At 62.0% G+C, this 23,441-nt stretch carries 20 protein-coding genes and 3 tRNA genes; 15 read left to right on the top strand and 8 right to left on the bottom strand.

Annotated elements, in window-relative coordinates:
• The first annotated feature begins 222 nt into the window (after positions 1-222).
• From INQ47_RS07210 to INQ47_RS07190, 5 genes are all read left to right on the top strand, one after another.
• Complete coding sequence (locus INQ47_RS07210; protein WP_404701529.1) at positions 223-1,338, top strand: glycoside hydrolase family 5 protein; 1,116 nt, start codon at positions 223-225, stop codon at positions 1,336-1,338.
• A 62-nt stretch (positions 1,339-1,400) separates the two neighbouring features.
• A complete protein-coding gene (locus INQ47_RS07205; RefSeq protein WP_084850372.1) occupies positions 1,401-1,805 on the top strand; it encodes a MarR family winged helix-turn-helix transcriptional regulator in 405 nt (134 codons plus the stop codon).
• A 63-nt stretch (positions 1,806-1,868) separates the two neighbouring features.
• Positions 1,869-3,071 (top strand): MFS transporter, encoded by a 1,203-nt coding sequence (locus INQ47_RS07200; protein WP_110741420.1) that lies wholly within the window; start codon positions 1,869-1,871, stop codon positions 3,069-3,071.
• The gene (locus INQ47_RS07195) at positions 3,068-3,190 is read left to right on the top strand and encodes a hypothetical protein (protein ID WP_289711625.1); all 123 of its coding nucleotides are present in this window, start codon (positions 3,068-3,070) and stop codon (positions 3,188-3,190) included. Before INQ47_RS07200 ends, INQ47_RS07195 begins: the two co-directional genes overlap by 4 nt.
• A 46-nt stretch (positions 3,191-3,236) precedes the next feature.
• Complete coding sequence (locus INQ47_RS07190) at positions 3,237-3,788, top strand: glutathione peroxidase (RefSeq protein WP_404701414.1); 552 nt, start codon at positions 3,237-3,239, stop codon at positions 3,786-3,788.
• Positions 3,789-3,932: 144 nt separating this feature from the next.
• On the opposite strand, the gene INQ47_RS07185 is transcribed toward INQ47_RS07190, so the two are convergent.
• Entirely contained in the window at positions 3,933-4,193 is a 261-nt protein-coding gene (locus tag INQ47_RS07185) for a DUF2798 domain-containing protein (RefSeq protein ID WP_176685477.1), read from the bottom strand.
• Positions 4,194-4,307: 114 nt separating this feature from the next.
• On the opposite strand from INQ47_RS07185, the gene INQ47_RS07180 reads away from it, so the two are divergent.
• Complete coding sequence (locus tag INQ47_RS07180) at positions 4,308-5,237, top strand: LysR family transcriptional regulator (protein WP_404701413.1); 930 nt, start codon at positions 4,308-4,310, stop codon at positions 5,235-5,237.
• A gap of 43 nt (positions 5,238-5,280) precedes the next feature.
• On the opposite strand, the gene INQ47_RS07175 is transcribed toward INQ47_RS07180, so the two are convergent.
• The 3 genes from INQ47_RS07175 to INQ47_RS07165 form a co-directional block, all read right to left on the bottom strand.
• Positions 5,281-6,546 carry an OmpP1/FadL family transporter gene (locus tag INQ47_RS07175; protein ID WP_404701412.1) on the bottom strand — a complete coding sequence of 422 codons (1,266 nt, stop codon included), beginning with the start codon at positions 6,544-6,546 and terminating at the stop codon, positions 5,281-5,283.
• A gap of 147 nt (positions 6,547-6,693) precedes the next feature.
• Positions 6,694-7,176 carry a hypothetical protein gene (locus tag INQ47_RS07170; RefSeq protein ID WP_404701411.1) on the bottom strand — a complete coding sequence of 161 codons (483 nt, stop codon included), beginning with the start codon at positions 7,174-7,176 and terminating at the stop codon, positions 6,694-6,696.
• Between the two features lie 249 nt (positions 7,177-7,425).
• Positions 7,426-7,650 (bottom strand): hypothetical protein, encoded by a 225-nt coding sequence (locus INQ47_RS07165; protein WP_016501083.1) that lies wholly within the window; start codon positions 7,648-7,650, stop codon positions 7,426-7,428.
• Between the two features lie 949 nt (positions 7,651-8,599).
• On the opposite strand from INQ47_RS07165, the gene INQ47_RS07160 reads away from it, so the two are divergent.
• Positions 8,600-9,019 carry a tetratricopeptide repeat protein gene (locus tag INQ47_RS07160; protein WP_252459400.1) on the top strand — a complete coding sequence of 140 codons (420 nt, stop codon included), beginning with the start codon at positions 8,600-8,602 and terminating at the stop codon, positions 9,017-9,019.
• A 672-nt stretch (positions 9,020-9,691) separates the two neighbouring features.
• Positions 9,692-11,065: a DNA recombination protein RmuC gene (gene rmuC / locus INQ47_RS07155; protein ID WP_392511449.1), complete on the top strand. Its 1,374-nt coding sequence runs from the start codon at positions 9,692-9,694 to the stop codon at positions 11,063-11,065.
• On the opposite strand, the gene INQ47_RS07150 is transcribed toward rmuC, so the two are convergent.
• Together INQ47_RS07150 and INQ47_RS07145 are read right to left on the bottom strand one after the other, a co-directional pair.
• Positions 11,037-14,516, bottom strand: coding sequence for a NahK/ErcS family hybrid sensor histidine kinase/response regulator (locus INQ47_RS07150; protein WP_404701410.1), 3,480 nt, complete (start codon positions 14,514-14,516; stop codon positions 11,037-11,039). The genes rmuC and INQ47_RS07150 overlap by 29 nt on opposite strands.
• 126 nt (positions 14,517-14,642) lie before the next feature.
• Positions 14,643-15,821 (bottom strand): MFS transporter, encoded by a 1,179-nt coding sequence (locus INQ47_RS07145; RefSeq protein ID WP_404701409.1) that lies wholly within the window; start codon positions 15,819-15,821, stop codon positions 14,643-14,645.
• A 242-nt stretch (positions 15,822-16,063) separates the two neighbouring features.
• On the opposite strand from INQ47_RS07145, the gene INQ47_RS07140 reads away from it, so the two are divergent.
• The 4 genes from INQ47_RS07140 (at position 16,064) to INQ47_RS07125 (ending at position 21,057) form a co-directional block, all read left to right on the top strand.
• Positions 16,064-16,795, top strand: coding sequence for a GntR family transcriptional regulator (locus INQ47_RS07140; protein WP_404701408.1), 732 nt, complete (start codon positions 16,064-16,066; stop codon positions 16,793-16,795).
• Positions 16,796-16,889: 94 nt separating this feature from the next.
• On the top strand, positions 16,890-18,164 hold the full coding sequence (locus tag INQ47_RS07135; RefSeq protein WP_021782503.1) for an MFS transporter: 1,275 nt from the start codon (positions 16,890-16,892) through the stop codon (positions 18,162-18,164).
• A gap of 24 nt (positions 18,165-18,188) precedes the next feature.
• The gene (locus INQ47_RS07130; RefSeq protein WP_404701407.1) at positions 18,189-19,022 is read left to right on the top strand and encodes an amidohydrolase family protein; all 834 of its coding nucleotides are present in this window, start codon (positions 18,189-18,191) and stop codon (positions 19,020-19,022) included.
• Between the two features lie 157 nt (positions 19,023-19,179).
• Complete coding sequence (locus INQ47_RS07125) at positions 19,180-21,057, top strand: MFS transporter (RefSeq protein WP_404701406.1); 1,878 nt, start codon at positions 19,180-19,182, stop codon at positions 21,055-21,057.
• 3 nt (positions 21,058-21,060) lie between these two features.
• Here INQ47_RS07125 and sugE read toward each other — a convergent pair whose 3' ends face one another.
• Both sugE and rdgC read right to left on the bottom strand, forming a co-directional pair.
• Positions 21,061-21,378 carry a quaternary ammonium compound efflux SMR transporter SugE gene (gene sugE / locus INQ47_RS07120; protein WP_010952753.1) on the bottom strand — a complete coding sequence of 106 codons (318 nt, stop codon included), beginning with the start codon at positions 21,376-21,378 and terminating at the stop codon, positions 21,061-21,063.
• Positions 21,379-21,841: 463 nt separating this feature from the next.
• Positions 21,842-22,762, bottom strand: a complete 921-nt coding sequence (gene rdgC / locus INQ47_RS07115; protein ID WP_176685465.1) for a recombination-associated protein RdgC — start codon at positions 22,760-22,762, stop codon at positions 21,842-21,844.
• 216 nt (positions 22,763-22,978) lie between these two features.
• Here rdgC and INQ47_RS07110 point away from each other — a divergent pair.
• The 3 genes from INQ47_RS07110 (at position 22,979) to INQ47_RS07100 (ending at position 23,390) form a co-directional block, all read left to right on the top strand.
• Positions 22,979-23,054 (top strand) — tRNA-Val (locus INQ47_RS07110).
• Between the two features lie 13 nt (positions 23,055-23,067).
• A tRNA-Asp gene (locus tag INQ47_RS07105) sits at positions 23,068-23,144 on the top strand.
• Between the two features lie 170 nt (positions 23,145-23,314).
• Positions 23,315-23,390 (top strand) — tRNA-Val (locus INQ47_RS07100).
• Positions 23,391-23,441: the final 51 nt, after the last annotated feature.

The raw sequence follows: 23,441 nt of genomic DNA, 5'->3' as shown, positions 1-23,441 counted from the left end.
GCCCGGACGGCCCTTCCGGGGCTGCTTTGCAGTGCTTTCGCGAAAGGCCTCATAAGTGGAAGGGGGGCAGTAACTTCTGGCAACGGTCCGATAGCGCCGGCATCTCCTTTGTCGGCGTATCCTCAGCCTCCCCTCATGCAACCAGGTAGGCTTCCCGTGCGCCACTGGATCTTTGCCAGTCTATTGGTCCTGTCCACCCTCCCAGCCACTGCTGCAGATCTCATGGCGTTCTGGGACACCCCACGCCACGGTGGCAACAGCTTCAACCGGCTGCCACCCGATCAAGCCTACTTCGATGCCCTGAGGGAGTACGGCGCCACATGGGTGCGGCTGTCGTACGACAAATGGCAACCGGTGAAACGTGATTTTCTCCTCGGCAGCGCCGATACCTATGAAGGCCTGCCCGAGGCCGACCTGGCTGTGCTGCGTGCCACCCTCGACCGGGCGCACCAGGCGGGGCTCAAGGTGGTCATCGCGCCACTCTCGCTACCGGGTATGCGCTGGTCGCAAAACAATCAGGGCCAGTTCGATGATCGCCTGTGGCAAGACAAACGCTACTGGTCCCAGGCTGCGGCCTTCTGGCGAGATATGGCGCGCGAACTGAAGCGCCATCCGGCCATCGCCGCCTACAACCTGATCAATGAGCCGGCACCGGAGAAACAGAGCAGCCTGGCTGAACATGCCGAACGCGGGCAGATGCAGCGTTGGTATGCGCAAGAGCAGGGCGGTGCGCGCGATCTGCCCTTGCTGTACCGGCAATTGATAGCGGCCATTCGCGAAGAAGACGCTGATACGCCGATCATGGTCGATGCCGGCTGGTATGCGGGTGCAGACGCGTTCGGCTACTGGCCAGCCCCGCTGGAAGACGCGCGAGTGCTGTACAGCGTGCACATGTACGAGCCCTATGCCGCTACCAGTGCGCCGAACATGGCGCGCAAGCATCCCATTGCCTATCCAGGTCCCGTACCTTTTGCCGGGCAGACCCAGCTGTGGGATGGGCAACGAGTTGAACGCTATCTGCGCCAGCCGCTGGCATGGGCCGAAGCCATGGGTGTGCCGCTTTCTCGTCTGGTGGTGGGCGAGTTTGGCTGTATGCGCAGGCTGCCAGGTTGCCGGCAGTATCTTGAAGATGTGCTCGTCGTGCTGGATCGCAACCGGTTGCATTGGGCGTTCTATAGCTTCCGTGAAGACAACTGGGATGGCATGGACTACGAACTGGGCACGGCGAAGGTGCCGTGGCGCTACTGGCAGGCGGTCGAGCAGGGCGCGCCAGACCCCTTGGCGCGCAAGGCCACGGTTGAGTTCGAGCCGATCCGCAGGCGCTTGAACCCGGACTGACGCTTCTCACCTCCCTGTGAAACTTCTTGCAACAGTCAGTATGCGGGTATATACACGTATCCATGCTGACCAGTGAATGCATCTGTACCCACCTGCGTCGTGCCGCCCGCGGGGTGAGCCGGCATTACGACGAAGCCCTTGCCGGCTTCGGGGTCAATGTTGCTCAGTTTTCCCTGCTGCGTCACCTGCAACGGCTCGACCGACCCAGCATCACGGTCCTGGCCGAAGCCATGGGACTCGAGCGCAGTACCCTGGGCCGTAATCTGCGTGTGCTGGAGGCGGATGGGCTGGTAGCACTGGGCGATGGTGACGACCAGCGTAACCGCGTGGTGCTGTTGACCGCCGCGGGTAAGCAACTGTTGCACGTTGCCCACCCAGCTTGGGAGCAGGCGCAGAAAGAGCTGGTTGAACGGCTCGGAGTGGGGCAGCGGGATGAGCTGGTGCGACTGTTGAAACAACTGGCCTGAATCGATACGACTATAAGCGGGTATATACCCGCAAAACCTTGCGATGAGCTGGAGATAACGACAATGACTTCGGTGTGGCGAACCAGCGGATGGGTATTGGTGGGGGCGGCCTTGATACTGGCGCTGTCTCTGGGCGTAAGGCACGGCTTCGGTCTGTTCCTGGCGCCGATGAGTGCTGACTTTGGCTGGGGGCGTGAGGTGTTTGCCTTCGCCATTGCCCTGCAGAACCTGATCTGGGGGTTGGCGCAGCCGTTCGCTGGCGCCTTGGCCGACCGGCTTGGCGCGGCACGGGTGGTCATCATCGGCGGTATCCTCTATGCCGTCGGCTTGATCCTGATGGGCATGGCTGATTCGGCCTGGTCGTTATCGCTGAGTGCGGGCTTGCTGATCGGCATCGGCCTGTCCGGCACGTCGTTCTCGGTCATCCTCGGTGTGGTCGGGCGTGCTGTGCCGGCCGAAAAACGCAGCATGGCCATGGGGATCGCCAGCGCCGCCGGGTCATTCGGCCAGTTCGCCATGTTGCCGGGCACCCTTGGCCTGATTCAGTGGCTGGGCTGGTCGGCAGCGTTGCTGGTGCTGGGGCTGATGGTGGCGTTCATCGTGCCTTTCGTCGGCCTGCTGCGCGATCGCCCGTTACCCAGTCACGGTGCCGAGCAGACCCTGGGCCAGGCGCTGCGCGAGGCGTGCTCGCACTCCGGCTTCTGGTTGCTGGCGCTGGGCTTTTTTGTCTGTGGCTTTCAGGTCGTATTCATTGGCGTGCACCTGCCGGCCTACCTGGTTGACCAGCACCTGGCTGCGACCACCGGTACGACAGTGCTGGCGCTGGTCGGCCTGTTCAACATCGTCGGAACCTTCACCGCTGGCTGGTTGGGCGGGCGCATGTCCAAGCCGCGCCTGCTGACCGGTTTGTACCTGCTGCGTGCGGTGGTGATCCTGCTGTTCCTGTGGGCGCCGGTGAGCGAGTTCAGTGCTTACCTGTTCGGCATTGCCATGGGCCTGCTGTGGTTGTCCACGGTACCGTTGACCAATGGTACCGTGGCCACCGTGTTCGGGGTGCGTAACCTGTCCATGCTGGGCGGTATCGTGTTCCTGTTCCATCAGTTGGGCGCTTTCCTGGGGGGCTGGCTGGGAGGGGTGGTGTATGACCGCACCGGTAGCTACGACCTGGTTTGGCAGATTTCCATCCTGCTCAGCTTGCTGGCCGCTGCCCTTAACTGGCCGGTGCGCGAACGCCCGGTTGCACGCCTTCAGGCCCAGGCAGCATGAACCGCTACCTGCTCCGCGGGCTGTTGGCGGTTGCCGCTCTGTTGCTGCTGGCACTGGTGTGGTGGGGTTGGCACCGGGGTGGGATGGCGCTGATGCAACTGGGCATGAGTGTGTGTTAGGCGCTACCCTGCAAGCTCAAGGATTGTCATGCGGGAGAAACGAGTCATGCGTGCACATTGGTTGACGGTGCCGGTGCTGGCCCTGCTTGCCAGTACATCGAACTGGGCAGCGGATTGCCCGGCGTTGTTGCAGGGCAGCCTGCCGGAATTGCGCGGCAAGGGGCAGGTCGAGCTGTGCGAACGCTTTGCCGGCAAGCCGCTCGTGGTTGTGAACACTGCCAGTTATTGCGGTTTTGCCCCGCAGTTCGAGGGGCTTGAGGCGACGTACAAGGAATATCACGAGCAAGGGCTGGAAATGCTCGGCGTGCCGTCCAATGACTTCAAGCAGGAAGACGCCGACAGTGAGAAGACTGCCAAGGTTTGCTATGCCAACTACGGTGTCACCTTCACCATGACCAAGACGCAGGCGGTGCGGGGCAAGGATGCGATACCGTTGTTTGCGGAGCTGGCCAGCCAGAGCACTGCGCCAAAGTGGAATTTCTACAAGTATGTTGTCGATCGCAAGGGCAAAGTGATCGGTAACTTCTCCAGCCTGACCAAGCCGGATGATCCTGCTTTCCGCGCCGCTATCGAAAAGGCCATCGCCTCTCAGCAGTAACCAGGCTGATCTTGCTGCGGCTTCTGCTTCTAAGTGCGAGGCAGTTCAGGCGATGCAGATTGCGACTTCAGGAGGCCGAGCGCAGGCCTCCTGAAGTCGTGAAGATCAAGATCAAAAACAGGAAGTGGCTGGCTGCAGGCCACTTCACCGTGCATGCACGGTAATCGCCACCAGCCGCATCACCACCGGCCGGACCACCAGCACACACACAAATGCCACCGGCATCGCCAGCTGATAGGCCTTGAGCACATTGCCCAGATACTCCGGGGTAATCCCGGCATTGGCAGCCGTGATCACAAAGCACATCAACAGCGCCATGATCGACGACATGAAGAACGCGAAAACGTAGGGGGTAGCGACCGGGTGTAATTTGCGTCGACCGCGCGACCGGGAAAGGTTGCTCATGCGAACTCCTGAAAGCTGAGTGGAAGCGCAGATTAGCAACGTGCACGCCTGCAGCTGTAGACCCGCAGCATTGAGTTCTTTATAAAGAAATCTTTACGAATCCAAGAGCTCACCATGGACCTGCTCAACGCCATCCGCTGCTTCATCAAGGTGGTCGAGGCCGGTAGCATTGCGGCTGGCGCCCGTAACATCGGCCTTAGCCCGGCAGCCGTCAGCCAGAATCTGGCGCGGCTGGAAGGCCACCTGCAAGTGCGCCTGCTCAGCCGAACCACACGCAGCATGGCCCTGACGCCCTCTGGTGCTCAGTATTACGAGCGTGTAAAGCACATCGAGCGTGATCTGGTCCTGGCCGAACAGGCAGTGACAACACCCGACAGCGAGCCTCAGGGGCGGTTGTGCATTGCCTCGACCTCTGCCTTCGGGCGCCATGTGCTGGCACCGTTGATACCAGCTTTCAGTGCCCGCTACCCCTTGCTTTCGATAGAGTTGGTAACGACTGATCGTCGGGTCAACCATGCCCGTGAAGACGTTGACGTGAGCCTGCGCATTGCGCCGCAGCTCGAAGACCAGTTGCTGGCCCGGCGCGTCGCCCGCATTCCGTTCATTTGTTGTGCCTCACCTGGCTACCTGCAAAGTGCTGGCGTACCTGGCACGCCCGAGGCCTTGCGCGGGCACCGTTGCCTTGTGTTTCGCTACCCGGTGGATGGCCGCTTCCTGCGCTGGGGCTTCATACGGGACGGCCTGCGTTTCGAAGCGGAATTCGGCAGTGTATTGATCAGCGACGATATCGATGCCCTGACCCAGATGGCCCTGCACGATGGTGGCATCACCCGCCTGGCCGAGTTCATTGTGCGGCCACACCTGGCCTCGGGCGCCTTGGTGCCGCTGTTCGAATACTGCGACAGCAGCCAGGCTTACGCCCAGACCGAGCCCATGGACATCTACCTGTGCCTGGCCGATCGCTTTGCCATGACCACCAAGGTGCGCGTTTTCATGGACTATCTGCGCGAGTGCCTGGGCGACAGCTGGCAAGTGCAGGCATGAAAAAAAACCGCCACGAAGGCGGTTTTCATGTGACGCGCAAGAATCAGAAGCGGTAGGTGAGGGATGCACCGATACCGTGAGCGCTGTTCTCGTACTTGGCCTGGTAGCTGCCTTTGGTCGCGCTGACCTGATTGACCTTGGTGTCCTCCTCCCACAGGTAGGAGTAGGCGACGTCAATGGTCATGTCGTCGTTCGGGCTCCAGCCGGCACCCAGGCTGAACACCTTGCGGTCGCCAGTCGGGATGCGCGGCGAACGATCGTGGTTGTTGGTTGGCGACTGGTCGACGGTGAAGCCGGTACGCAGTACCCACTCCTTGTTGACCTTGTAGGATGCACCAATGGCGTGAGCCCAGGTGTCATGCCAGTTCTGCTCTTCGGTGATGGTCTGGAACGCCGAACCTGCCAGTGGCGCCGGCACATCGTTCTGCACGGTGATGTCTTCCAGGCGGCTCCAGCGCGTCCAGGTGCTGCCTGCGTACAGGGTCCATTGGTCGTCCAGTTCATGGGTAACCGAAAGGTCGACGGATTCAGGCGTCTTGATCTTCAGGCTGGCGTCAAACTTGTTGCCGTTGAATGGCCCGATCAGCGGGGTGCTGACACGGGTCTTGCCCTCAAGCTTGTAGTCGACCATCGAGTGATAGGTAAGACCGACACGGGTGCGGTCTGTGGCCTGGACCAGAATACCGATGTTGTAGCCAACGGCGGTATCGTCGCCCTTGATCTTCACTTCGCCGTCGTTACGGCCCGGGGTGAACGGGTTGATCAGGCTCGAGCCCAGTTCCCCTTCGATGCGGTTGATGGTCGGGCCAAAACCGATCGAGACCTTGTCGTTGAAGGCATAGCTGACAGTCGGCTGGAAGGTGACAACCTGTACGTGGCTCTTCTTGCCCCAGTAGCGCGCGGCGTCATCGCTGCCGTAGTCGGTTACCAGGCCGAACGGTACATACACACCGAAACCGACACTCCAGTGGTCATCGATCGGCTTGACGTAGTAACCCATGGGTACGCCAACGACAGGCACCATGTCACCATCGGTTTCCCCCCCGAGGTTGCTGCCTGGGCCCGATATATCGGTCTTGGCGATGACGGCAGCGCCGCCCACGGTGAACTGTTCGCGCTTGAGGCGGGACATGCCGGCCGGGTTGCCGAATACGGTACTGGCATCTTCGGCAGAAGAAGAACGTCCCGCGAAACCTGTCCCCATGCTGCTGATGCTCTGTTCGTTGAGCGCGAAGCCGCTGGCGAGCAGTTGGCTGGAAGCAAGCGCAACGGCTACGCCGAGGGAGGTTTTGAGCATTACTTTTTTCATTATTAGAAAACTCCTTGGGATCTCCGGGGCGAAAAGCTACCAACAAATCACGCGCCGCGCTATAGGCTCAATCGCAGGAGTTAGCGCGGTTTTGTAGGACAATCCGACCAAAATTCCCTTTTTTCCGGTTTAGTTGTAGGACGCGTCTCAAGATGCCTGTGGCAATTTCTGATCTATGCAGGCGTGCCAGGCGTGGGTGAAGTCGCGCAGGCGACCTTGGGGGTTGAAAATCTGTCGCCAGATCCGCGCCAGTGCCAGTAGATCGTCCGCCGCAGGCAATGGTGTGGCCTGCTCTTCGATGAGCATCCAGGCAATGGCAGTGGAATAGCGCAGGTTGACGGTGAGCTCCAGGTGCGGGCCACCAAGGAAGGCGTGCTGGCTGGCCAGGCCGCGGACCAGGCTGGCTAGGTCGGGATCACGGGCAAGGTATTCGTCCCAGAGTGCCTGGTGACGTTGTTCGCCGATACGGTAAAGGCCGTGCCCGCGTCGGTCATGCAAGGCTGAGCCGAGGGCTGACTGGCTGGCAGCGACGCCCAGTAACAAGGCTTCGGCGCTCGTGCAGTGACGGTTCAGGTAGACCAGAGTGGGTCGGATCACATACTGACACAATTCATTCGCCGCAATACCCATGATGCCCTCGAGCAGGTAAGGGCCGGACGGGCGCTGGAGCTTGGCAGCTGGTGAATGATCAGGCCCGCCGGGAGCGGAAAGCACCGCTCGAGTTGAAGTGTAGTGTGATCATCGTGGTGTAAAGAACTGTTTTTAAATCGATTGCTGCCTGATGCTCCGGGCTATATGCCTTAAGGCAATTACGCCAAGAGCGTTCAGGCAGTCTTGCGATCGGATGATTCAGCGCTTGAATACCCCGGCATTCGCCGGTCACGCGGTGAGCGACTGACGAGTCCGGGCGATCACCGCCTGCAGCGGTTCGTTGCGGCTGTACTGTTCGTGGTACAGGCGTTCGGTGTGGCAGGCAACGCCGTGTTCGTCTACCAGGGTAAAGCTGAAGCTGCCCTTGCGTGGGGCAACGATAAGGCACTTCAACGGCGAGAAGGCCTGGGAGAGGGTGCCAATGGCAGCCTGAATCTGATGATGAGTTTGCATATTGTTGGAGGTTCCTGCTTTAAACACGGGGGTTATGATCCGTGCATGATAGAAACGTTCCAGTGACGCCTTTATTAAGGGACGAACGAACCTGACTGGAACAGGGCAGCCAGAGGGGCGCAATCAAATGTAGGCGCTTGGGCTGACTGGTAGGTACTTCGGAAGGCAGGCAGCACGCCGGGGCCAAGGTTCTAGGCCGTCGAGGTGGGATCCTGATCAATCTGTCATGTGATTCATGCTTGCGCAGCGCAGTGCTGGCGAGTGAATCATTGAATGGGCCGGTCCTTGTTTCAGCAGGGCTGCTCTTGGGGGGAGCGAGTCTGCAAGGACGCTTGCGGCCAAAATTGACTTTCAGCTTGGTACTAACGAGGGGCACCTTACCGGAAGTGCAGATGTTTGGCAAGCACTACGTTTGTTCAGGTGAGCCGCGCAGTATGGCGCGAATTCTCGCTGCTGGGAAGAGGGGGTAAATGACCCGAATGCCGGTCGATGTGCCCTTTTCGTGCACCCAAATGGAGGTTTATGGTGCACTTGTTCACATTCGGGGCAGCGCTTGTAACGGCTTGCTAACACTACCTCGCAGCCTCGCCAATGCCTTGACTGCGTGGTTAAGTCAATGAAAAAAAACACTATTTTTAGCTGGTGAAAAAATCGTCAGTTTGACCAAAGCCCCCAATTCACGGGGGTTTGAGGGGTGTGAGAGGGGGTTGTCCACCGAGTTATCCACAGGAACTGTGGATTGTCCCGAGCGCTTGCTCTAGTACGGGCGTGCCAGCAATGGGATGAACTGTCCGACAATTACCATGTTCCAACAGACCGGTTGGTCATCCACCTGAAAACGTCAAGAAAAGATCATTGAATTTTTTTTCAATCCGCCAGAAATCGACAGGCCAAGGTGAAAAAAAAAGAGTAGAGTGGCGCGCCTTTCGAGTTACCAAACCTGTTGCTCATGAAGTTTCGCGGTAAACACCTCGCCAGCCCCGCTGCATCGACACCCGCCCCTCCCGCCAAACGTTTTTCCCTGAAAGTGGCCCTGTGGTTGCTCGACAGCCCGAGCCTGGGCGACAAACCTCAGGTCAAGCACCTGGCCGGGCGCTTGTTGAAGCAGCCGGCGCGCCAAGGTGTGGTTGTGGCGCAGAGCCGCCTGGGGCAGATGCTGTGCCGCGATTGTGGCAACGCCCGCGACCGGCGTATTGGCCATGAGCTGCTGCGTCAGGCTGCCCGTGCAGGAGATCGGCGGGCGCAGCTGGAGTACGCTCGGCTGTGTCAGCACAACGAGCCGGAGCAGGCGCGCTATTGGCTCGAGCTTGCCGCAGGGCAGGGGTCGCAGGAAGCGCGGCGGTTGCTGCGACAGTGGTTTCCTGCCTGAGCTTTGTTGCCTGCGCGGGCCCTTTCGCGAGCAATCACCGATGCGTGTCCACCACCGTGGTAGGAGCGGGTTTACCCGCGAATACGGTGGCGGCAGCAACGGTGAGCGGCGGGTGGGGATTGGCCAGCAGGCCCGGCCCTTTCGCGGGTAAACCCGCTCCTACGGCGGCCTGTGTTCAACCCCCGATGCGTGTGTAGGAGCGGGTTTGCCCGCGAATACGGTGGCGGCAGCAACGGTGAGCGGCGGGTGGGGATTGGCCAGCAGGGCCGGCCTCTTCGCGGGTAAACCCGCTCCTACGGCGGCCTGTGTTCAACCCCCGACGCGTGTGTAGGAGCGGGTTTACCCGCGAATACGGTGGCGGCAGCAACGATGAACGGCGGGTGGGGATTGGCCAGCAGGGCCGGCCTCTTCGCGGGTGAACCCGCTCCTACGGGCGACCGTGCGGGCTTTTCCTCCAGGCTTGCGCAGCGGGCTTGCCCGCGAAGAGGCCGATGCAGGCAACACACCAGTCAGGCTGATAAGCTGCACTCAATTTGCATCAGAGCGTTCGGGGTAAGCATGACAGTGGATCTGGCCAGCATTCTGCTGGGCTTGGTGGCAGGCGCAATACCCTGTCTGGTGTGGGTCATGCAGGTGCAGCGCCGCCAGGGCGCACGGCAAGGTGAGCAGGCCTTGCTCGAAGAGCGCCTCAATGCTGCGCAGCTGGCCCAGGCCGGTCTGCAGGCGCAACTGGATGCCAGTCGCGACGAGGTCAGCGACCTCAGTGAGGCCAATGCCGTCAAACAGGCCCAGCTGGCTGCCCAAGGCCGTGAGCTGGAGCTGCTGCAGATCGATCGCGACAACGCCCGTGACGCCGCCCACGCCTGGAGCCTTGAGCGCGCCAACCGCGAAGCCGAACTGCGCCGCCTGGAAGCGCAAACCGCGCGCCTGGACGCAGAACTGCGTGAACAGCAGGAAAGCCACCAGCAACGCCTGGAAGACCTGCAGGAGGCCCGTGACACCTTGCGCGCCCAGTTCGCCGACATGGCCACCAAGATCTTCGACGAACGCGAGCAGCGCTTCGCCCAGACCAGCCAGCAGCACCTTGGCCAGTTGCTCGACCCGCTCAAGGAGCGCATCCAGGCCTTCGAAAAACGCGTGGAGGAAAGCTATCAGCAAGAGGCCCGCGAGCGCTTCTCGCTGGGCAAGGAGCTGGAGCGCCTGCAACAGCTCAACCTGCGCCTGTCCGACGAAGCCACCAACCTTACCCAGGCCTTGAAGGGCCAGAAGACCCAGGGTAACTGGGGTGAGCTTATCCTCGAACGTGTGCTGGAACATGCCGGCCTGGAAAAGGGCCGCGAATACCAGACCCAGGTCAGCCTGAAAAGCGCCGATGGCGAGCGTTTCCAGCCGGATGTGCTGATCATGCTGCCCGGCGACAAGCAGGTGGTGGTGGACGCCAAGGTCAGCCTCACGGCGTACCAGCAGTTCGTTGCCGGCAACGACGAAGTTGCGCTCAAGCAGCATGTGCAGTCGCTGCGCAGCCACGTCAAAGGCCTGTCGAGCAAGGACTACAGCCGCCTCGAAGGCCTGCACAGCCTGGATTTCGTGTTGTTGTTCGTGCCCATCGAGGCGGCCTTTTCGGCGGCCCTGCAGGCCGAGCCGAACCTGTTCCAGGAGGCCTTCGACCGGCAGATCGTGATTGTCAGCCCTACCACGTTGCTGGCCACCTTGCGGGTTATCGACAGCCTGTGGAAGCAGGAGCGTCAAGGGCAGAACGCCCGCGAAATTGCCGAGCGGGCCGGCTGGCTCTACGACAAGTTCGTGCTGTTCATCCAGGACCTGGACGAACTGGGCAGCCGCTTGCAGCAGGTGGACAAGGCTTATGCGGCAGCGCGCAACAAGCTGTGCGAAGGGCGTGGCAACCTGGTCAGCCGCAGCGAGCAGCTTAAGCTGCTGGGCGCCCGTGCCAGCAAGAGCTTGCCGGCAGACCTGCTGGAGCGGGCGCTGTCCGATGAGGCGCTGCCCGAGGTAGCGGTTACTGAGCCAGGCTCAGATGGCGATTGAGCAGGGCGCGCAAGGCCGCAGGCTTGACCGGTTTGGCCAGGTAGTCCAGCCCTGATGCATGTACCAGGGCGATGGTTTCCTTGCTGCCGTCGGCGCTGATCACTACACCGGGTACCGGCTCACCCAGCCGTGCTCGAAGCCAGCCCATCAGCCCGGTGCCGGTCTCGCCGTCGTCCAGGTGGTAGTCCACCAATGCCAGGTGCGGGCGCATGCCTTTGGCCAGCTGGGCTTCGCATTCGGCCTGGTTGCGCGCGGTCCATACCTGGCAACCCCAGCGGCTCAGCAGGCTGTTCATGCCGATCAGGATGCTGTCTTCGTTGTCCACGCAAAGCACTTGCAGCCCCGCCAGTGGCTGGCCGCCCTGTTGTTCCACGGGCGTGCTTGGCGCCGCGGCGGCCTGGCGTGCAATCGGTACGCTGACGCGGAACACCGTGCCCTTGCCTGGCCATGAGCGCACTTCCAGCGGATGCCCCAGCACCCGACACAGACCGTCTGCAATGGCCAGGCCCAACCCTAGCCCCTTCTCGGCACGGGTCTGGTGGCTGTCCAGGCGCTTGAACTCCTGAAAGATCACTTGCAGCTTGTCGTCAGCAATGCCCGGGCCACGGTCCCAGACCTCCAGCCACAGGCGCTCGCCCTGTCGGCGCGCGCCTAGCAGGATCGGGCTCTTGCCGTAGCGCAGGGCATTGGTGAGGAAGTTCTGCAGCACCCGGCGTAGCAGTTTCATGTCGCTGTCCACCCGCAGGCGGCTGCCGCGCAGGCGGAACTCCAGGCCTTTTTCGGCCGCCAGCAGCTTGAACTCGGCGCCCAGGGTGTCGAACAGTTCGTTGAGGGCGAAGGGTTTGGCATCCGGGGTGATCTTGCCGTTTTCCAGGCGCGAGATGTCCAGCAGGTCGCTGATCAGCTCTTCAGCCGAGCGCAGTGAGCTGTCCATGTGCTGTACCAACTGCCGGGCCTCTTCGTTCATGCCCTCGGCCTGTTGCGACAAGGCGGCAGAGAAAAGCCGTGCGGCGTTCAACGGTTGCATCAGGTCATGGCTGACGGCGGCCAGGAAGCGGGTCTTGGACTTGCTCACCGCTTCGGCCTGGCTCTTGGCTTCGGACAGCGCCTGGTTCAACTGCGACAGTTCGTGGGTGCGCTCCGCCACGCGTTGCTCAAGGCGTTCGTTGGCATCGCGCAGGGCCTGCTCGGCCTCGCGGAACGGGGTGATGTCGGTGAAGCTCATGACAAAGCCGCCGCCCGGCATCGGGTTGCCGATCAGCTCGATCACCCGGCCATTGGGGAACAGCCGCTCGGAGGAGTGCGCGCGGCCCTGACGCATCCAGTGCAGCCGCCGCGCCACATGCACTTGCGCCTCGCCGGGGCCGCACAGGCCGCGCTCGGCGTTGTAGCGGATGATGTCGGCAATCGGTCGCCCTACGCTGATCAGCCCGTCCGGGTAGTTGAACAGCTCCAGGTAGCGGCGGTTCCAAGCCACCAGGTGCAGGTTCTGGTCGACCACGCTGATGCCTTGGTTGATGTTCTCGATGGCGCCTTGCAGCAGGGCGCGGTTGAACTGCAGCACCTCACTGGCTTCGTCAGCGATGCGCACCACGTCTTCCAGCTGCATGTCGCGGCCTTCGATGGCTGCTTTGACCACGGCACGGGTCGAGGAGGTGCCGAGCACCCCAGCCAGCAGGCGTTCGGTGTGCTCGATCCAGTCGCCATCGGCGTTCTGGTTGGGGTTGAAACCCTTGCCCTGGCGGTAGGCAAAGCGGATGAAGCTCTGCCGTGCGCGCTCTTCTCCGACAAAGCGCGAGGCCAGGGTCAACAGGTCGTCGATCTGCACCGCCAGCAGCGGCTTGCTGCTGGGCCGCGCGCTGGTCTGCTGGCCAATGAACCGGCCGGCCTGCCAGTGCTCGGAAACCCGTGTGCGCGACAGCACCGAAACCCAGGCGAACAGGGTGAAGTTGCCCGCCAGTGACAGCACCACACCTTGGGTCAGCGGACTGATCGGCAGGTTCAGCGGGTTACCGTGCAGCCACGCCAGGCCAGGGAACAACTGCAACGACCAGCCCAGGCTGTGTGCGGCAATCGGCAGCACCAAGGTGTAGAACCACAGGAAAATGCCAGCGGCCAGGCCGGCGAACACGCCACGACGGTTGGCCTGCTTCCAGTACAGCGCGCCAAGCATGGCCGGGGTGAGCTGGGTTACAGCGGCAAAGGCGATCTGGCCGATGGTCGCCAGGCTGGCGGTGGAACCCAGCAGACGGTAGCTGACATAGGCCAGCAGCAGGATCACCACGATGGTTACCCGGCGTACCGAAAGCATCCAGTGGCGGAATGCTTCGAAAGGCCGCTCGGCGTTATTGCGGCGCAGCAGCCAGGGCAGCAGCATGTCGTTGGACACCATGGTCGACAGCGCCACGGCCTCGACGATCACCATGCCGGTGGCCGCCGAGGCGCCGCCGATGAACGCCAACAGGGCAAGGCTCGGGTGCGCCTCTGCCAGCGGCAGGCTGATGACGAACGAGTCGGAGATCACCGTGCCTGGCAGCAGCATCTGCCCGGCCAGGGCAATCGGCACCACGAACAGCGCGGCCAATGCCAGGTACATGGGGAATACCCAGCGCGCCAGGCGCAAGTCCTGCGGCTCGATGTTCTCCACCACGGTAACGTGGAACTGCCGGGGCAGGCAGATGATTGCCATCATCGCCACGGCGGTTTGCACCACCATGGACGGCCAATTGATGGTTTCTTTCCAATAGTCCTGCAAGTGGATCGACTGGCGGGCCTGGCTGAACAGGTCGTCGAAACCGTCATACAGGTTGAAAACGATGAAGATGCCCACGGCAAGGAACGCCAGCAGCTTGATCATTGATTCGAAGGCGATCGCCAGGACCATGCCGCGGTGGTGCTCGGTCACATCCAGGCTGCGGGTACCGAAGACGATGGCGAACAGCGCCAGTACCAGCGATATCACCAGCGCGGTGTCCTGCACGCGGGTGCCGGTGGCATCGGCGTTGGCGCCGATCAGCAGGTTCACGCCCAGTACGATGCCCTTGAGCTGCAAGGCGATGTACGGCAGCACGCCGACCAGGCAGATCAGCGCCACCACCACTGCCAGGGTCTGCGACTTGCCGTAGCGCGCGGCAATGAAGTCGGCGATCGAGGTGATGTTCTGCTGCTTGCTGATCAGCACCATCTTCTGCAGCACCCAAGGCGCGAAGATCAGCAGCAGTACCGGGCCCAGGTAGATTGGCAGGAACGCCCAAAGCTGTTCGGCGGCCTGGCCGACCGCGCCGAAGAAGGTCCAGCTGGTGCAGTACACGGCCAGCGACAGGCTGTACACCCAGGCACGCAGCTTTGGCGGCAAGGGCGTGCTGCGACGGTCGCCGTAGAAGGCGATGGCGAACATGATGGCCATATAGGCCAGGGCGACCACGGCGATCAGCCCGCTGGACAACGACATGAAGACTCCGAAGCAAAAAGGTAACGCGGTCCCGATCAATCAGTCTGGCACGCAAGTGCCGCTTCGTCAGCGCAGACGATGGTTGTAGGAGCGGGTTCACCCGCGAATAGGCCGGAACAGGCAACATCAAACCCTGCGGGTACCTAATCCGTAAAACACCCCTGCCAGTATCACCGACAACACCAGCAGGTAGAAGACCGCCCCTGGCCACAGGTGTACCAGTGCAAACCCCACCATCACCGGCCCCAGCGCCGCCCCCAGGTTGGACAGGTTCTGCGCGCCGTAATACACCCCGCGCAAGTGCTCCGGTGCGATCAGGTCGATGAACATGTACTCGGCCGGGATCACGATGATTTCGCCCAGCGTGAACACCAGCATCGCCAGGCACCAGGCCAGCACCGAGCCTGCCAGCGCAAAACCCAGCAAGCCGGCGATAAACAGGCCCATGCCGGCCAACAGCCAGGGCATCAGGCGCTGGCGGCTGATACGCCGGCCAATCAGGTACTGCAAGGCAATGACCGTCACGGCGTTGGTGGTGACCAGATAGCCGATCAGCCGAGCGGCTTCGGCCGGGCTGCTGGTGACCACCAGGTACTGGGACAGGTAGGCGGTGAACTGGCCGAACACCACCGCGCTCAGCACCCCACCCACGGTAAAGCACACCAGTCGACGATCCCGCGTCAGCCCCAGCGCCACTTGGCCGAAGCCGGCCGCAGGTTTGTCCGGCGCGATGGCCTGCAGGCTGCGATCACCCAGGCGCCAATAAGCCAGGCACATGGCCAGGCCAAGCAGGGCAGAGGCGAGGAACGGCACATGGTCGTTCAGTTCAAGCATGGCCACGCCCAGCAACGGGCCGGCGGCGTAGCCAACGTTGCTGAGGGTGTACTTGATGGCGAAAACCTCGGCCCGCTCATCCACCGGCAACAACGCGCAGAAGCCCGCCTTGGCGGCGATGTCGACCACTGCCAGGGCCAGGTTGATCAACACCAGACAAAAGAAGAACGGCAGTGCCGAACGGCTGGCGACCGCGCCGACGAAGGCCAGGGCGAACAGCAGGGTACTGATGCTGACCAGCGCGTGGTTGCTCAAGGTGTCGACCAGATGGCCACCGTACAGACTCAATAGCGAGGCGACGATCAGCGCGCCACCGATCAGCAGGCCGATCTGGCTGATCGGCAGCTGGAAATTGTCTGCCAGGTAAACCACCAGGTAGGGCAGGGTGAGGGCGCGGGCGATGGTAAGCGTGAAGGTGGTGGTGAGCAGCAGGCGAACGGTGTGCGGGTAGCGTTTTATGGCGGCGAGCATTGCCACGTCCTTGTTATGCGGGTTTGCCGGGCACAAGCATAAGCCACAAGCGGCTCTTGCAGCAGCACCGACAACATTCGAGTGAATGCGGGAATTCTCCGGCCGCTTCACAGCCCTCCGCGACACAAGGCCGCGTCACAAGCAAAAGGGCGACGGGCGGAGGATTGACAGCCCGGCAGGCTCGGGGAATACTCTCGAAAAATTCATATATATGTTTATATAACAAGACGAGAGCGAGACCCATGCACCCATTGACCGGTGATGCTCGACTGCCCCGCTACCAACAACTGCGCGACCACATGGTCGCGCAAATTGCCAACAACCGCTGGCGTCCGGGGGAAGCGATCCCGACCGAAGCAGCTTTGGCCACCGAGTTCGACCTGTCGATCGGCACCGTGCGCAAGGCTGTCGATGTGCTGGTATCCGAAGGCGTGCTGGAGCGTCAGCAGGGTCGCGGCACCTTCATTCGCCGCCCGCAGTTCCAGTCGTCGCTGTTCCGCTTCTTCCGTTTCGAAGCCGCCAATGGCGAGCGCGTGGTGCCGGAAAGCCGCATTCTCTCTATCGAGCCGCTTCCGGCGCCTTCGGCGGTGGCCGAGGCATTGGGCCTGGCGGGGGAGGCTGATGTGATCCGCATCGTTCGCACTCGTCTGCTTGGCGCCCAGCCGGTGCTGGCTGAAGAGATCTGGCTGCCGCGTCAAACCTTCCAGCCGCTGCTGGACGTGGATTTGAACAGCAAGGGCCCACTGCTGTACCCGATCTACGAAGCGCTGTGCGGTCAGGTGGTCGCCTACGCCGAAGAGACCCTGACCGCCGAAGCGGTCGACGCGGTGCATGGCCGCTTGCTGCAACTGCCGGCCGATAGCCCGGTGGTAGTGATCGAGCGCCTGGCCCGGGACTACGCCGGCAAACCTCTGGAATGGCGCCGCTCGCGCGGCCGTGCGCAGCACTTCCGCTACCGCATCGACATTCGCTGAACCGGTCGCTTCACCCTTTTACCTGTCTGCGCCGTGCTGCCACGGCGCAGTGGCTTCGCCTGCCCGTCACACCACGACTAGAAGGATAACAATCATGTTCAGCTGGTATCGCGAGATCACCTCACGGGAACGCAAGACATTCTGGGCCTGTTTCGGCGGCTGGTCGCTCGATGCGCTGGAAGTGCAGATGTTCGGCCTGGCCATCCCCGCGCTGATCGCCGCGTTCTCCCTGACCAAGGGCGACGCCGGCCTGATCAGTGGCCTGACCCTGGTGACCTCGGCAATCGGCGGCTGGCTGGGTGGCACCCTGTCCGACCGCTATGGTCGCGTGCGTACCCTGCAATGGATGATTCTCTGGTTCTCGTTCTTTACCTTCCTTTCGGCATTCGTCACCGGCTTCTACCCGCTGCTGTTCGTCAAGGCCATGCAAGGCTTTGGCATTGGTGGCGAATGGGCAGCCGGCGCTGTGCTGATGGCCGAAACCATCAACCCCAGGTATCGCGGCAAGGTCATGGGCACGGTGCAGAGTGCCTGGGCTGTGGGGTGGGGGCTGGCGGTGGCACTGTTTACGCTGATTTACTCACTGGTACCGCAGGAGTTTGCCTGGCGGGTGATGTTCTTCGTCGGTCTGCTGCCATCGCTGCTGATCATCTGGGTACGCCGCAACGTGCCCGAGCCGGACAGTTTCCAGCGCCTGCAGAAAGAAAAGGCCATCCCCTCCAGCTTCTTGCAGTCGATGGCTGGCATCTTCCGCCCGGAACTGCTGCGTGTGACCCTGCTGGGCGGCTTGCTCGGCCTGGGTGCCCACGGTGGCTACCACGCGGTGATGACTTGGTTGCCGACCTTTCTCAAGACAGAGCGCAACCTCTCGGTGCTTAACTCCGGCGGTTACCTGGCGGTGATCATCCTGGCCTTCTGGTGCGGCTGCGTGGTCAGCGGCCTGCTGATCGACCGTATTGGCAGGCGCAAGAACATCCTGCTGTTCGCCCTGTGCTGTGTGCTGACCGTGCAGGCCTACGTGTTCTTCCCGCTGAGCAATACCCAGATGCTGTTCCTCGGCTTCCCGCTGGGCTTTTTCGCCGCCGGCATCCCGGCCAGCCTTGGCGCATTTTTCAATGAACTGTACCCGGCTGACGTACGCGGCGCCGGGGTGGGCTTTTGCTACAACTTCGGTCGCGTGCTGTCGGCCGTGTTCCCCTTTCTGGTCGGGCACATGAGCGAGTCGATGTCGCTGGGCAGTGCCATCGGCATCGATGCCGGCATCGCGTATGGCGTTGCGGTGATCGCAGCCCTGTGCCTGCCCGAAACCCGTGGCCGCAACCTTGAATCTGCACCTGCGCCGGAAGCGGCCGGTGCCGTCGCCAAGTAACCTGAACGTGTTTGTATGAGAACCATGCCCCACGCACCCGCTTTGCACCTGACTGCCATCGACAGCCACGCCCACGTGTTCAGCCGTGGGCTGAACCTGGCCAGCCAGCGGCGTTATGCGCCCAGTTACGATGCGCCGCTGGGCGACTACCTGGGCCGGCTGCGGGCCCATGGTTTCAGCCATGGCGTACTGGTCCAGCCCAGCTTTCTGGGTACCGACAACCGCTATTTGCTCAGCGCCTTGCAGACCGTGCCTGCGCAACTGCGCGGGGTGGTGATGCTGGAGCGGGATGTCGAGCGCGCGACCTTGGCGGAAATGGCCCGGTTGGGGGTAAGGGGTGTACGCCTCAACCTCATGGGGCAGGATATGCCTGACCTGACCGACGCGCAGTGGCGGCCGCTGCTGGAGCACATCGGCGAGCAGGGGTGGCACGTGGAACTGCACCGTCAGGTGGCGGACATTCCAGTGCTGGTGCGGGCATTGCAGCCCTATGGCCTGGACATCGTGATTGACCATTTCGGCCGGCCAGATGCCCGCCTTGGTCTGGGCCAGCCGGGGTTTGCCGAACTGCTGACCCTGAGCGGTCGGGGCAAGGTGTGGGTGAAGGTGTCCGGCATCTACAGGCTGCAGGGTTCGCCGGAACAGAACCTGGCATTCGCCCGTCAGGCGCTGTGCGCGCTGGAAGCCCATTACGGCGCAGAGCGGTTGATGTGGGGCAGTGACTGGCCGCATACCCAGCATGAGTCGGAGGTCAGTTTCGGCACCGCTGTCGAACAGTTCGAGGCCTTGGGGTGTTCAGCGCAGTTGCGCCAGGCACTGTTGGTAGATACCGCGCGGGCGTTGTTTGGCTTCGAGTGACGTAGCGCCAGTGCTGCAACTGCCAGCAGGTCCTTGAAAGCAAGCTTGCGTGGTCATGCCTGAGCCGGTGCTTGCCAGCCAGCGCATTTCCCATGCAGATTTGTGGCCCGGCGCGCTTGGCGAGCCTCCAATTGAAAAGCCCTCAGGACCAAGGACGATGAGTCACTCTTCGCAATTTACCTTGCTCGGCAAGCGGCGTTTCCTGCCGTTTTTCATCACTCAGTCGCTGGGTGCCTTCAACGACAACCTGTTCAAGCAGTCGCTGATCCTGGCGATCTTGTTCAAGCTCAGCCTGGGCGATGGTGACCGATCGATCTGGGTCAACCTGTGTGCCTTGCTGTTCATCCTGCCGTTTTTCCTGTTTTCGGCGCTGGGCGGACAGTTTGGCGAGAAGTTCGCCAAGGATGCGCTGATCCGCGCAATCAAGCTGGCCGAAATCGTGATCATGGCGATTGGTGCGCTGGGCTTTGTCACCAACCATCTGGCGCTGATGCTGGTGGCGCTGTTCGGTATGGGGACCCACTCGGCGCTGTTCGGCCCGGTGAAGTATTCGATCCTGCCGCAGGCCCTGCGCGAGGAAGAGCTGGTGGGCGGTAATGGGCTGGTGGAAACCGGTACCTTCCTCGCCATCCTCGCCGGCACTATCGGCGCCGGGGTGATGATGTCGGCCGACAGCTACGCAACGGTGGTGGCCGGTGGCGTGGTCGGCACGGCTGTGCTCGGCTACCTCGCCAGCCGCTGGATCCCGCGGGCTGCTGCCGCCTCGCCGCAAATGCCGCTGGACTGGAACATCTTCAAGCAGTCGTGGGTGATCTTGCGCATGGGGCTGAGCCAGCCGCCGGCGGTATCGCGCTCGATCGTCGGCAACTCGTGGTTCTGGTTTGTCGGCGCCATCTACCTCACGCAGATCCCGGCCTATGCCAAGGATTGGCTGCACGGTGATGGCACGGTAGTGACCCTGGTGCTGACCCTGTTCTCGGTGGGCATTGCCCTGGGCTCGCTGCTGTGTGAGCGGCTCAGTGGACGCAAGGTGGAAATCGGCCTGGTGCCGTTCGGCTCGTTCGGCCTGACCCTGTTCGGCCTGCTGTGGTGGTGGCACTCCGGTGATGTGCCGGCTGCAGCAGCGCCGCACGACTGGCTGGCATTGCTGGGCATGAGCCAGGCCTGGTGGATCTTGCTGTCGATCATTGGCCTGGGTGTGTTCGGCGGCTTCTACATCGTGCCGCTGTATGCGTTGATCCAGGCCCGCACGGCCGAGGACCAGCGCGCCAGGGTGATCGCGGCCAACAACATCCTCAATGCCTTGTTCATGGTGGTGTCGGCGGTGCTCACCATCATCCTGCTAGGCGTGGCCAAGCTGAGCATCCCGCAGCTCTTCCTGGTGGTGTCGCTGCTCAATATTGCGGTCAACACCTATATCTTCAGGATCGTGCCCGAGTTCACCATGCGTTTCCTGATCTGGCTGCTCAGCCATTCGATGTACCGCGTGCAGCACCGAGACCTTGAGCGCATCCCCGATGAGGGTGCAGCGTTGCTGGTGTGCAACCACGTGTCGTTCGTCGATGCGTTGCTGCTGGGCGGGTCTATCCGCCGGCCGATCCGCTTTGTCATGTACTACAAGATCTACAACCTGCCGGTGCTCAACTTCGTGTTTCGCACTGCCGGTGCCATCCCGATTGCCGGGCGTAACGAAGACCAGGCGACGTACGAGCGGGCCTTCGCGCGCATTGCCGAGTACCTGGCGGATGGTGAACTGGTGTGCATTTTCCCGGAAGGCAAGCTGACGGGCGATGGCGAAATCGATGTCTTCAAGGGTGGGGTCAGCCGCATCCTCGAAGAAACGCCGGTACCGGTGATTCCGCTGGCCTTGCAGGGGTTGTGGGGAAGCTTCTTCAGCCGTGACCCGGCCAAGGGTTTCTTCAAGCGCCTGTGGTCGCGGGTGACCATCGTGGCAGGCGCCGCCGTCCCGGTGGAGGCGGCGCAGCCTGAAGTGTTGCGCGAACAGGTCAGCCGCCTGCGCGGCCATCTGCGATAGGGGTTAGCTGGCGCTGACTTTCAGGCCGACAAGGCCGCAGACGATCAGCGCCACACTGACCAGCCGCACCAGGGCCATGGACTCGCCGAACAGAATGATCCCGGCGATGACCGTACCGACTGCGCCTACGCCGGTCCAGATGGCATAGGCGGTGCCCAGCGGCAATTCCTTCATGGCCAGGCCCAACAGGCCCAGGCTGATGACCATGGCGCCGACGGTAAGGACAGTGGGTAGCGGTCGAGTGAAACCGTCGGTGTATTTGAGGCCGACGGCCCAGCCGACTTCGAACAGGCCGGCGAAAAACAGGATGATCCAGGACATGAGTGTGTTTCCATCGTTTGAATGATGGGGCCGTCCCCGGAGTGGTCACGCGGTGCGTCGTGAGGTCGTCCTCACCGTGGGCACCATGGTGCCTGTCTGCGGCCTCGCGGGCAAGACCGCGCCTGCTGGCCAATTTCCACCCGCCGTTCACCGTTGCTGCCGCTACCGTATTCGCGGGTAAACCCGCTCCTACACAGATTGGTGGTGGACACACATTGGTGATTGGGCGCAGGCCGTTGTAGGAGCGGGTTTACCCGCGAAAGGGCCGGGCCTGCTGGCCAATTTCCACCCGCCGTTCAACGTTGCTGCCGCCACCGTATTCGCGGGTAAACCCGCTCCTACACAGATTGGTGGTGGACACACATTGGTGATTGGGCGCAGGCCGTCGTAGGCGCGGGTTTACCCGCGAAAGGGCCGGTGCTGGCAGAATACGATTCAGGCCAGCACCTGCATTTCATACCAATCAGACCCCTTGCGGGATCTCTTCCCCACCCAGTGCCTCGAACAGCACCGGCAGGAATTCGGCAAAGGTCATCATCATCAGCTGGAAGCTGGCATCGAACTGCTGAGCAGCCTCATCGCCACCGTCCTGCTCGGCCTGCTCCTGCAGCAGCTCTTCGAACTTCAGGCGCTTGATGACCATCTTGTCGTCGAGAACGAACGACAGCTTGTCTTGCCAGGCCAGGGCCAGCTGGGTCACCACCTTGCCAGTGGAAAGGTGCAACTGGATCTCTTCGCCGGTCAGGTCCTGGCGCTTGCAACGCACGATACCGCCATCTTCGGCGGTGTCACGCAGTTCGCACTCGTCCAGCACATAGAAGCCTTCGGCGGCTTGCTGCGATTTGACCCAGTCGGTCATGGTGGCCACCGGCGCAATCTTCACCGTGGCCGGGCGCACCGGCAGCGAGCCCATCACTTCACGCAGGGTCGACAGCAGGTCTTCGGCGCGCTTGGCGCTGGCCGAGTTGACCAGGATCACGCCCAGGCGCGGGGCAATGGCAGCGAAGATCATCGAGCGGCGGATGAACGCACGCGGCAGGAACGCCTGGATGATTTCGTCCTTGATCTGGTCGCGCTCCTTTTTATAGACCTTGCGCATTTGCTCGGTCTCGATCTCTTCGACCTTTTCCTTGACCGCGTCGTTGACCACGCTGCTCGGCAGGATGCGTTCTTCCTTACGTGCGGCAATCAGCAGGTACTCGCCGCTGACATGCACCAGGGGAGCGTCTTCGCCTTTGCCGAACGGCGCGACGAAACCATAGGTGGTCAGCTCCTGGCTGGCGCAGGGGCGGGCCGGCTTGCTGGCCAGGGCGGCTTCCAGCGCTTCAGGCTCGAACGGAACTTCCTGGGTCAGGCGGTAGGTCAGCAGGTTCTTGAACCACATGAGGGGCAATCTCTCCTTAATGCATAAGGCGGGCATTATTCTCCGAGCGGTGAGTTGAGGCCAGCCCTGTCAGAGGGCCAGCAGTGGCTTATGCATGAAAGAATCGCCCGGCAACGCTAGGTCTTTGAAAGGCCTGAGGTTTTTTTTGCAAAAAGTTTAAAAAATGCTTGCCAGGGTGCGGGGCGCTCCGTAGAATGCGCGCCACACCGAGACGAAGGGTGATTAGCTCAGCCGGGAGAGCATCTGCCTTACAAGCAGAGGGTCGGCGGTTCGATCCCGTCATCACCCACCACTCGATGTATAGCGCAGCGGTAGTTCAGTCGGTTAGAATACCGGCCTGTCACGCCGGGGGTCGCGGGTTCGAGTCCCGTCCGCTGCGCCATATTCAACTTCCAGGGCCCACTGAACACCCGGAAGTAACAAAGAAAGCGACCTTAGGGTCGCTTTTTTTGTGCCTGATTTTTGGTGTTTGACCGAAGTGTGAAAAAACTTCGATAAGTGCTTGCCAGAGCGCCAAGTCGCCCGTAGAATGCGCGCCACACCGAGAGACATGGGTGATTAGCTCAGCCGGGAGAGCATCTGCCTTACAAGCAGAGGGTCGGCGGTTCGATCCCGTCATCACCCACCACTCGATGTATAGCGCAGCGGTAGTTCAGTCGGTTAGAATACCGGCCTGTCA

Source organism: Pseudomonas sp. 3HC3 (assembly GCF_044904505.1).
GTDB classification, from domain to species: Bacteria; Pseudomonadota; Gammaproteobacteria; order Pseudomonadales; family Pseudomonadaceae; genus Aquipseudomonas; species Aquipseudomonas putida_Y.
The sequence above is the reverse complement of the archived record's forward strand: the minus strand, read 5'-3'. Positions and strand labels throughout refer to the sequence as shown.

Coding starts and splice junctions, on each gene's coding strand:
- INQ47_RS07150 (WP_404701410.1), bottom strand. CDS start 14,516: ATGTCGTTGTCCAGCGGGCTGATCGCCGTGGTCGCCCTGGCCTATATG.
- INQ47_RS07185 (WP_176685477.1), bottom strand. CDS start 4,193: ATGAGCAACCTTTCCCGGTCGCGCGGTCGACGCAAATTACACCCGGTC.
- INQ47_RS07210 (WP_404701529.1), top strand. CDS start 223: ATGGCGTTCTGGGACACCCCACGCCACGGTGGCAACAGCTTCAACCGG.
- INQ47_RS07135 (WP_021782503.1), top strand. CDS start 16,890: ATGTTCAGCTGGTATCGCGAGATCACCTCACGGGAACGCAAGACATTC.
- INQ47_RS07175 (WP_404701412.1), bottom strand. CDS start 6,546: ATGAAAAAAGTAATGCTCAAAACCTCCCTCGGCGTAGCCGTTGCGCTT.
- INQ47_RS07125 (WP_404701406.1), top strand. CDS start 19,180: ATGAGTCACTCTTCGCAATTTACCTTGCTCGGCAAGCGGCGTTTCCTG.
- INQ47_RS07180 (WP_404701413.1), top strand. CDS start 4,308: ATGGACCTGCTCAACGCCATCCGCTGCTTCATCAAGGTGGTCGAGGCC.
- INQ47_RS07190 (WP_404701414.1), top strand. CDS start 3,237: ATGCGTGCACATTGGTTGACGGTGCCGGTGCTGGCCCTGCTTGCCAGT.
- INQ47_RS07200 (WP_110741420.1), top strand. CDS start 1,869: ATGACTTCGGTGTGGCGAACCAGCGGATGGGTATTGGTGGGGGCGGCC.
- INQ47_RS07165 (WP_016501083.1), bottom strand. CDS start 7,650: ATGCAAACTCATCATCAGATTCAGGCTGCCATTGGCACCCTCTCCCAG.
- INQ47_RS07195 (WP_289711625.1), top strand. CDS start 3,068: ATGAACCGCTACCTGCTCCGCGGGCTGTTGGCGGTTGCCGCTCTGTTG.
- INQ47_RS07160 (WP_252459400.1), top strand. CDS start 8,600: ATGAAGTTTCGCGGTAAACACCTCGCCAGCCCCGCTGCATCGACACCC.
- sugE (WP_010952753.1), bottom strand. CDS start 21,378: ATGTCCTGGATCATCCTGTTTTTCGCCGGCCTGTTCGAAGTCGGCTGG.
- INQ47_RS07145 (WP_404701409.1), bottom strand. CDS start 15,821: ATGCTCGCCGCCATAAAACGCTACCCGCACACCGTTCGCCTGCTGCTC.
- INQ47_RS07130 (WP_404701407.1), top strand. CDS start 18,189: ATGCCCCACGCACCCGCTTTGCACCTGACTGCCATCGACAGCCACGCC.
- INQ47_RS07170 (WP_404701411.1), bottom strand. CDS start 7,176: ATGGGTATTGCGGCGAATGAATTGTGTCAGTATGTGATCCGACCCACT.
- INQ47_RS07205 (WP_084850372.1), top strand. CDS start 1,401: ATGCTGACCAGTGAATGCATCTGTACCCACCTGCGTCGTGCCGCCCGC.
- rdgC (WP_176685465.1), bottom strand. CDS start 22,762: ATGTGGTTCAAGAACCTGCTGACCTACCGCCTGACCCAGGAAGTTCCG.
- INQ47_RS07140 (WP_404701408.1), top strand. CDS start 16,064: ATGCACCCATTGACCGGTGATGCTCGACTGCCCCGCTACCAACAACTG.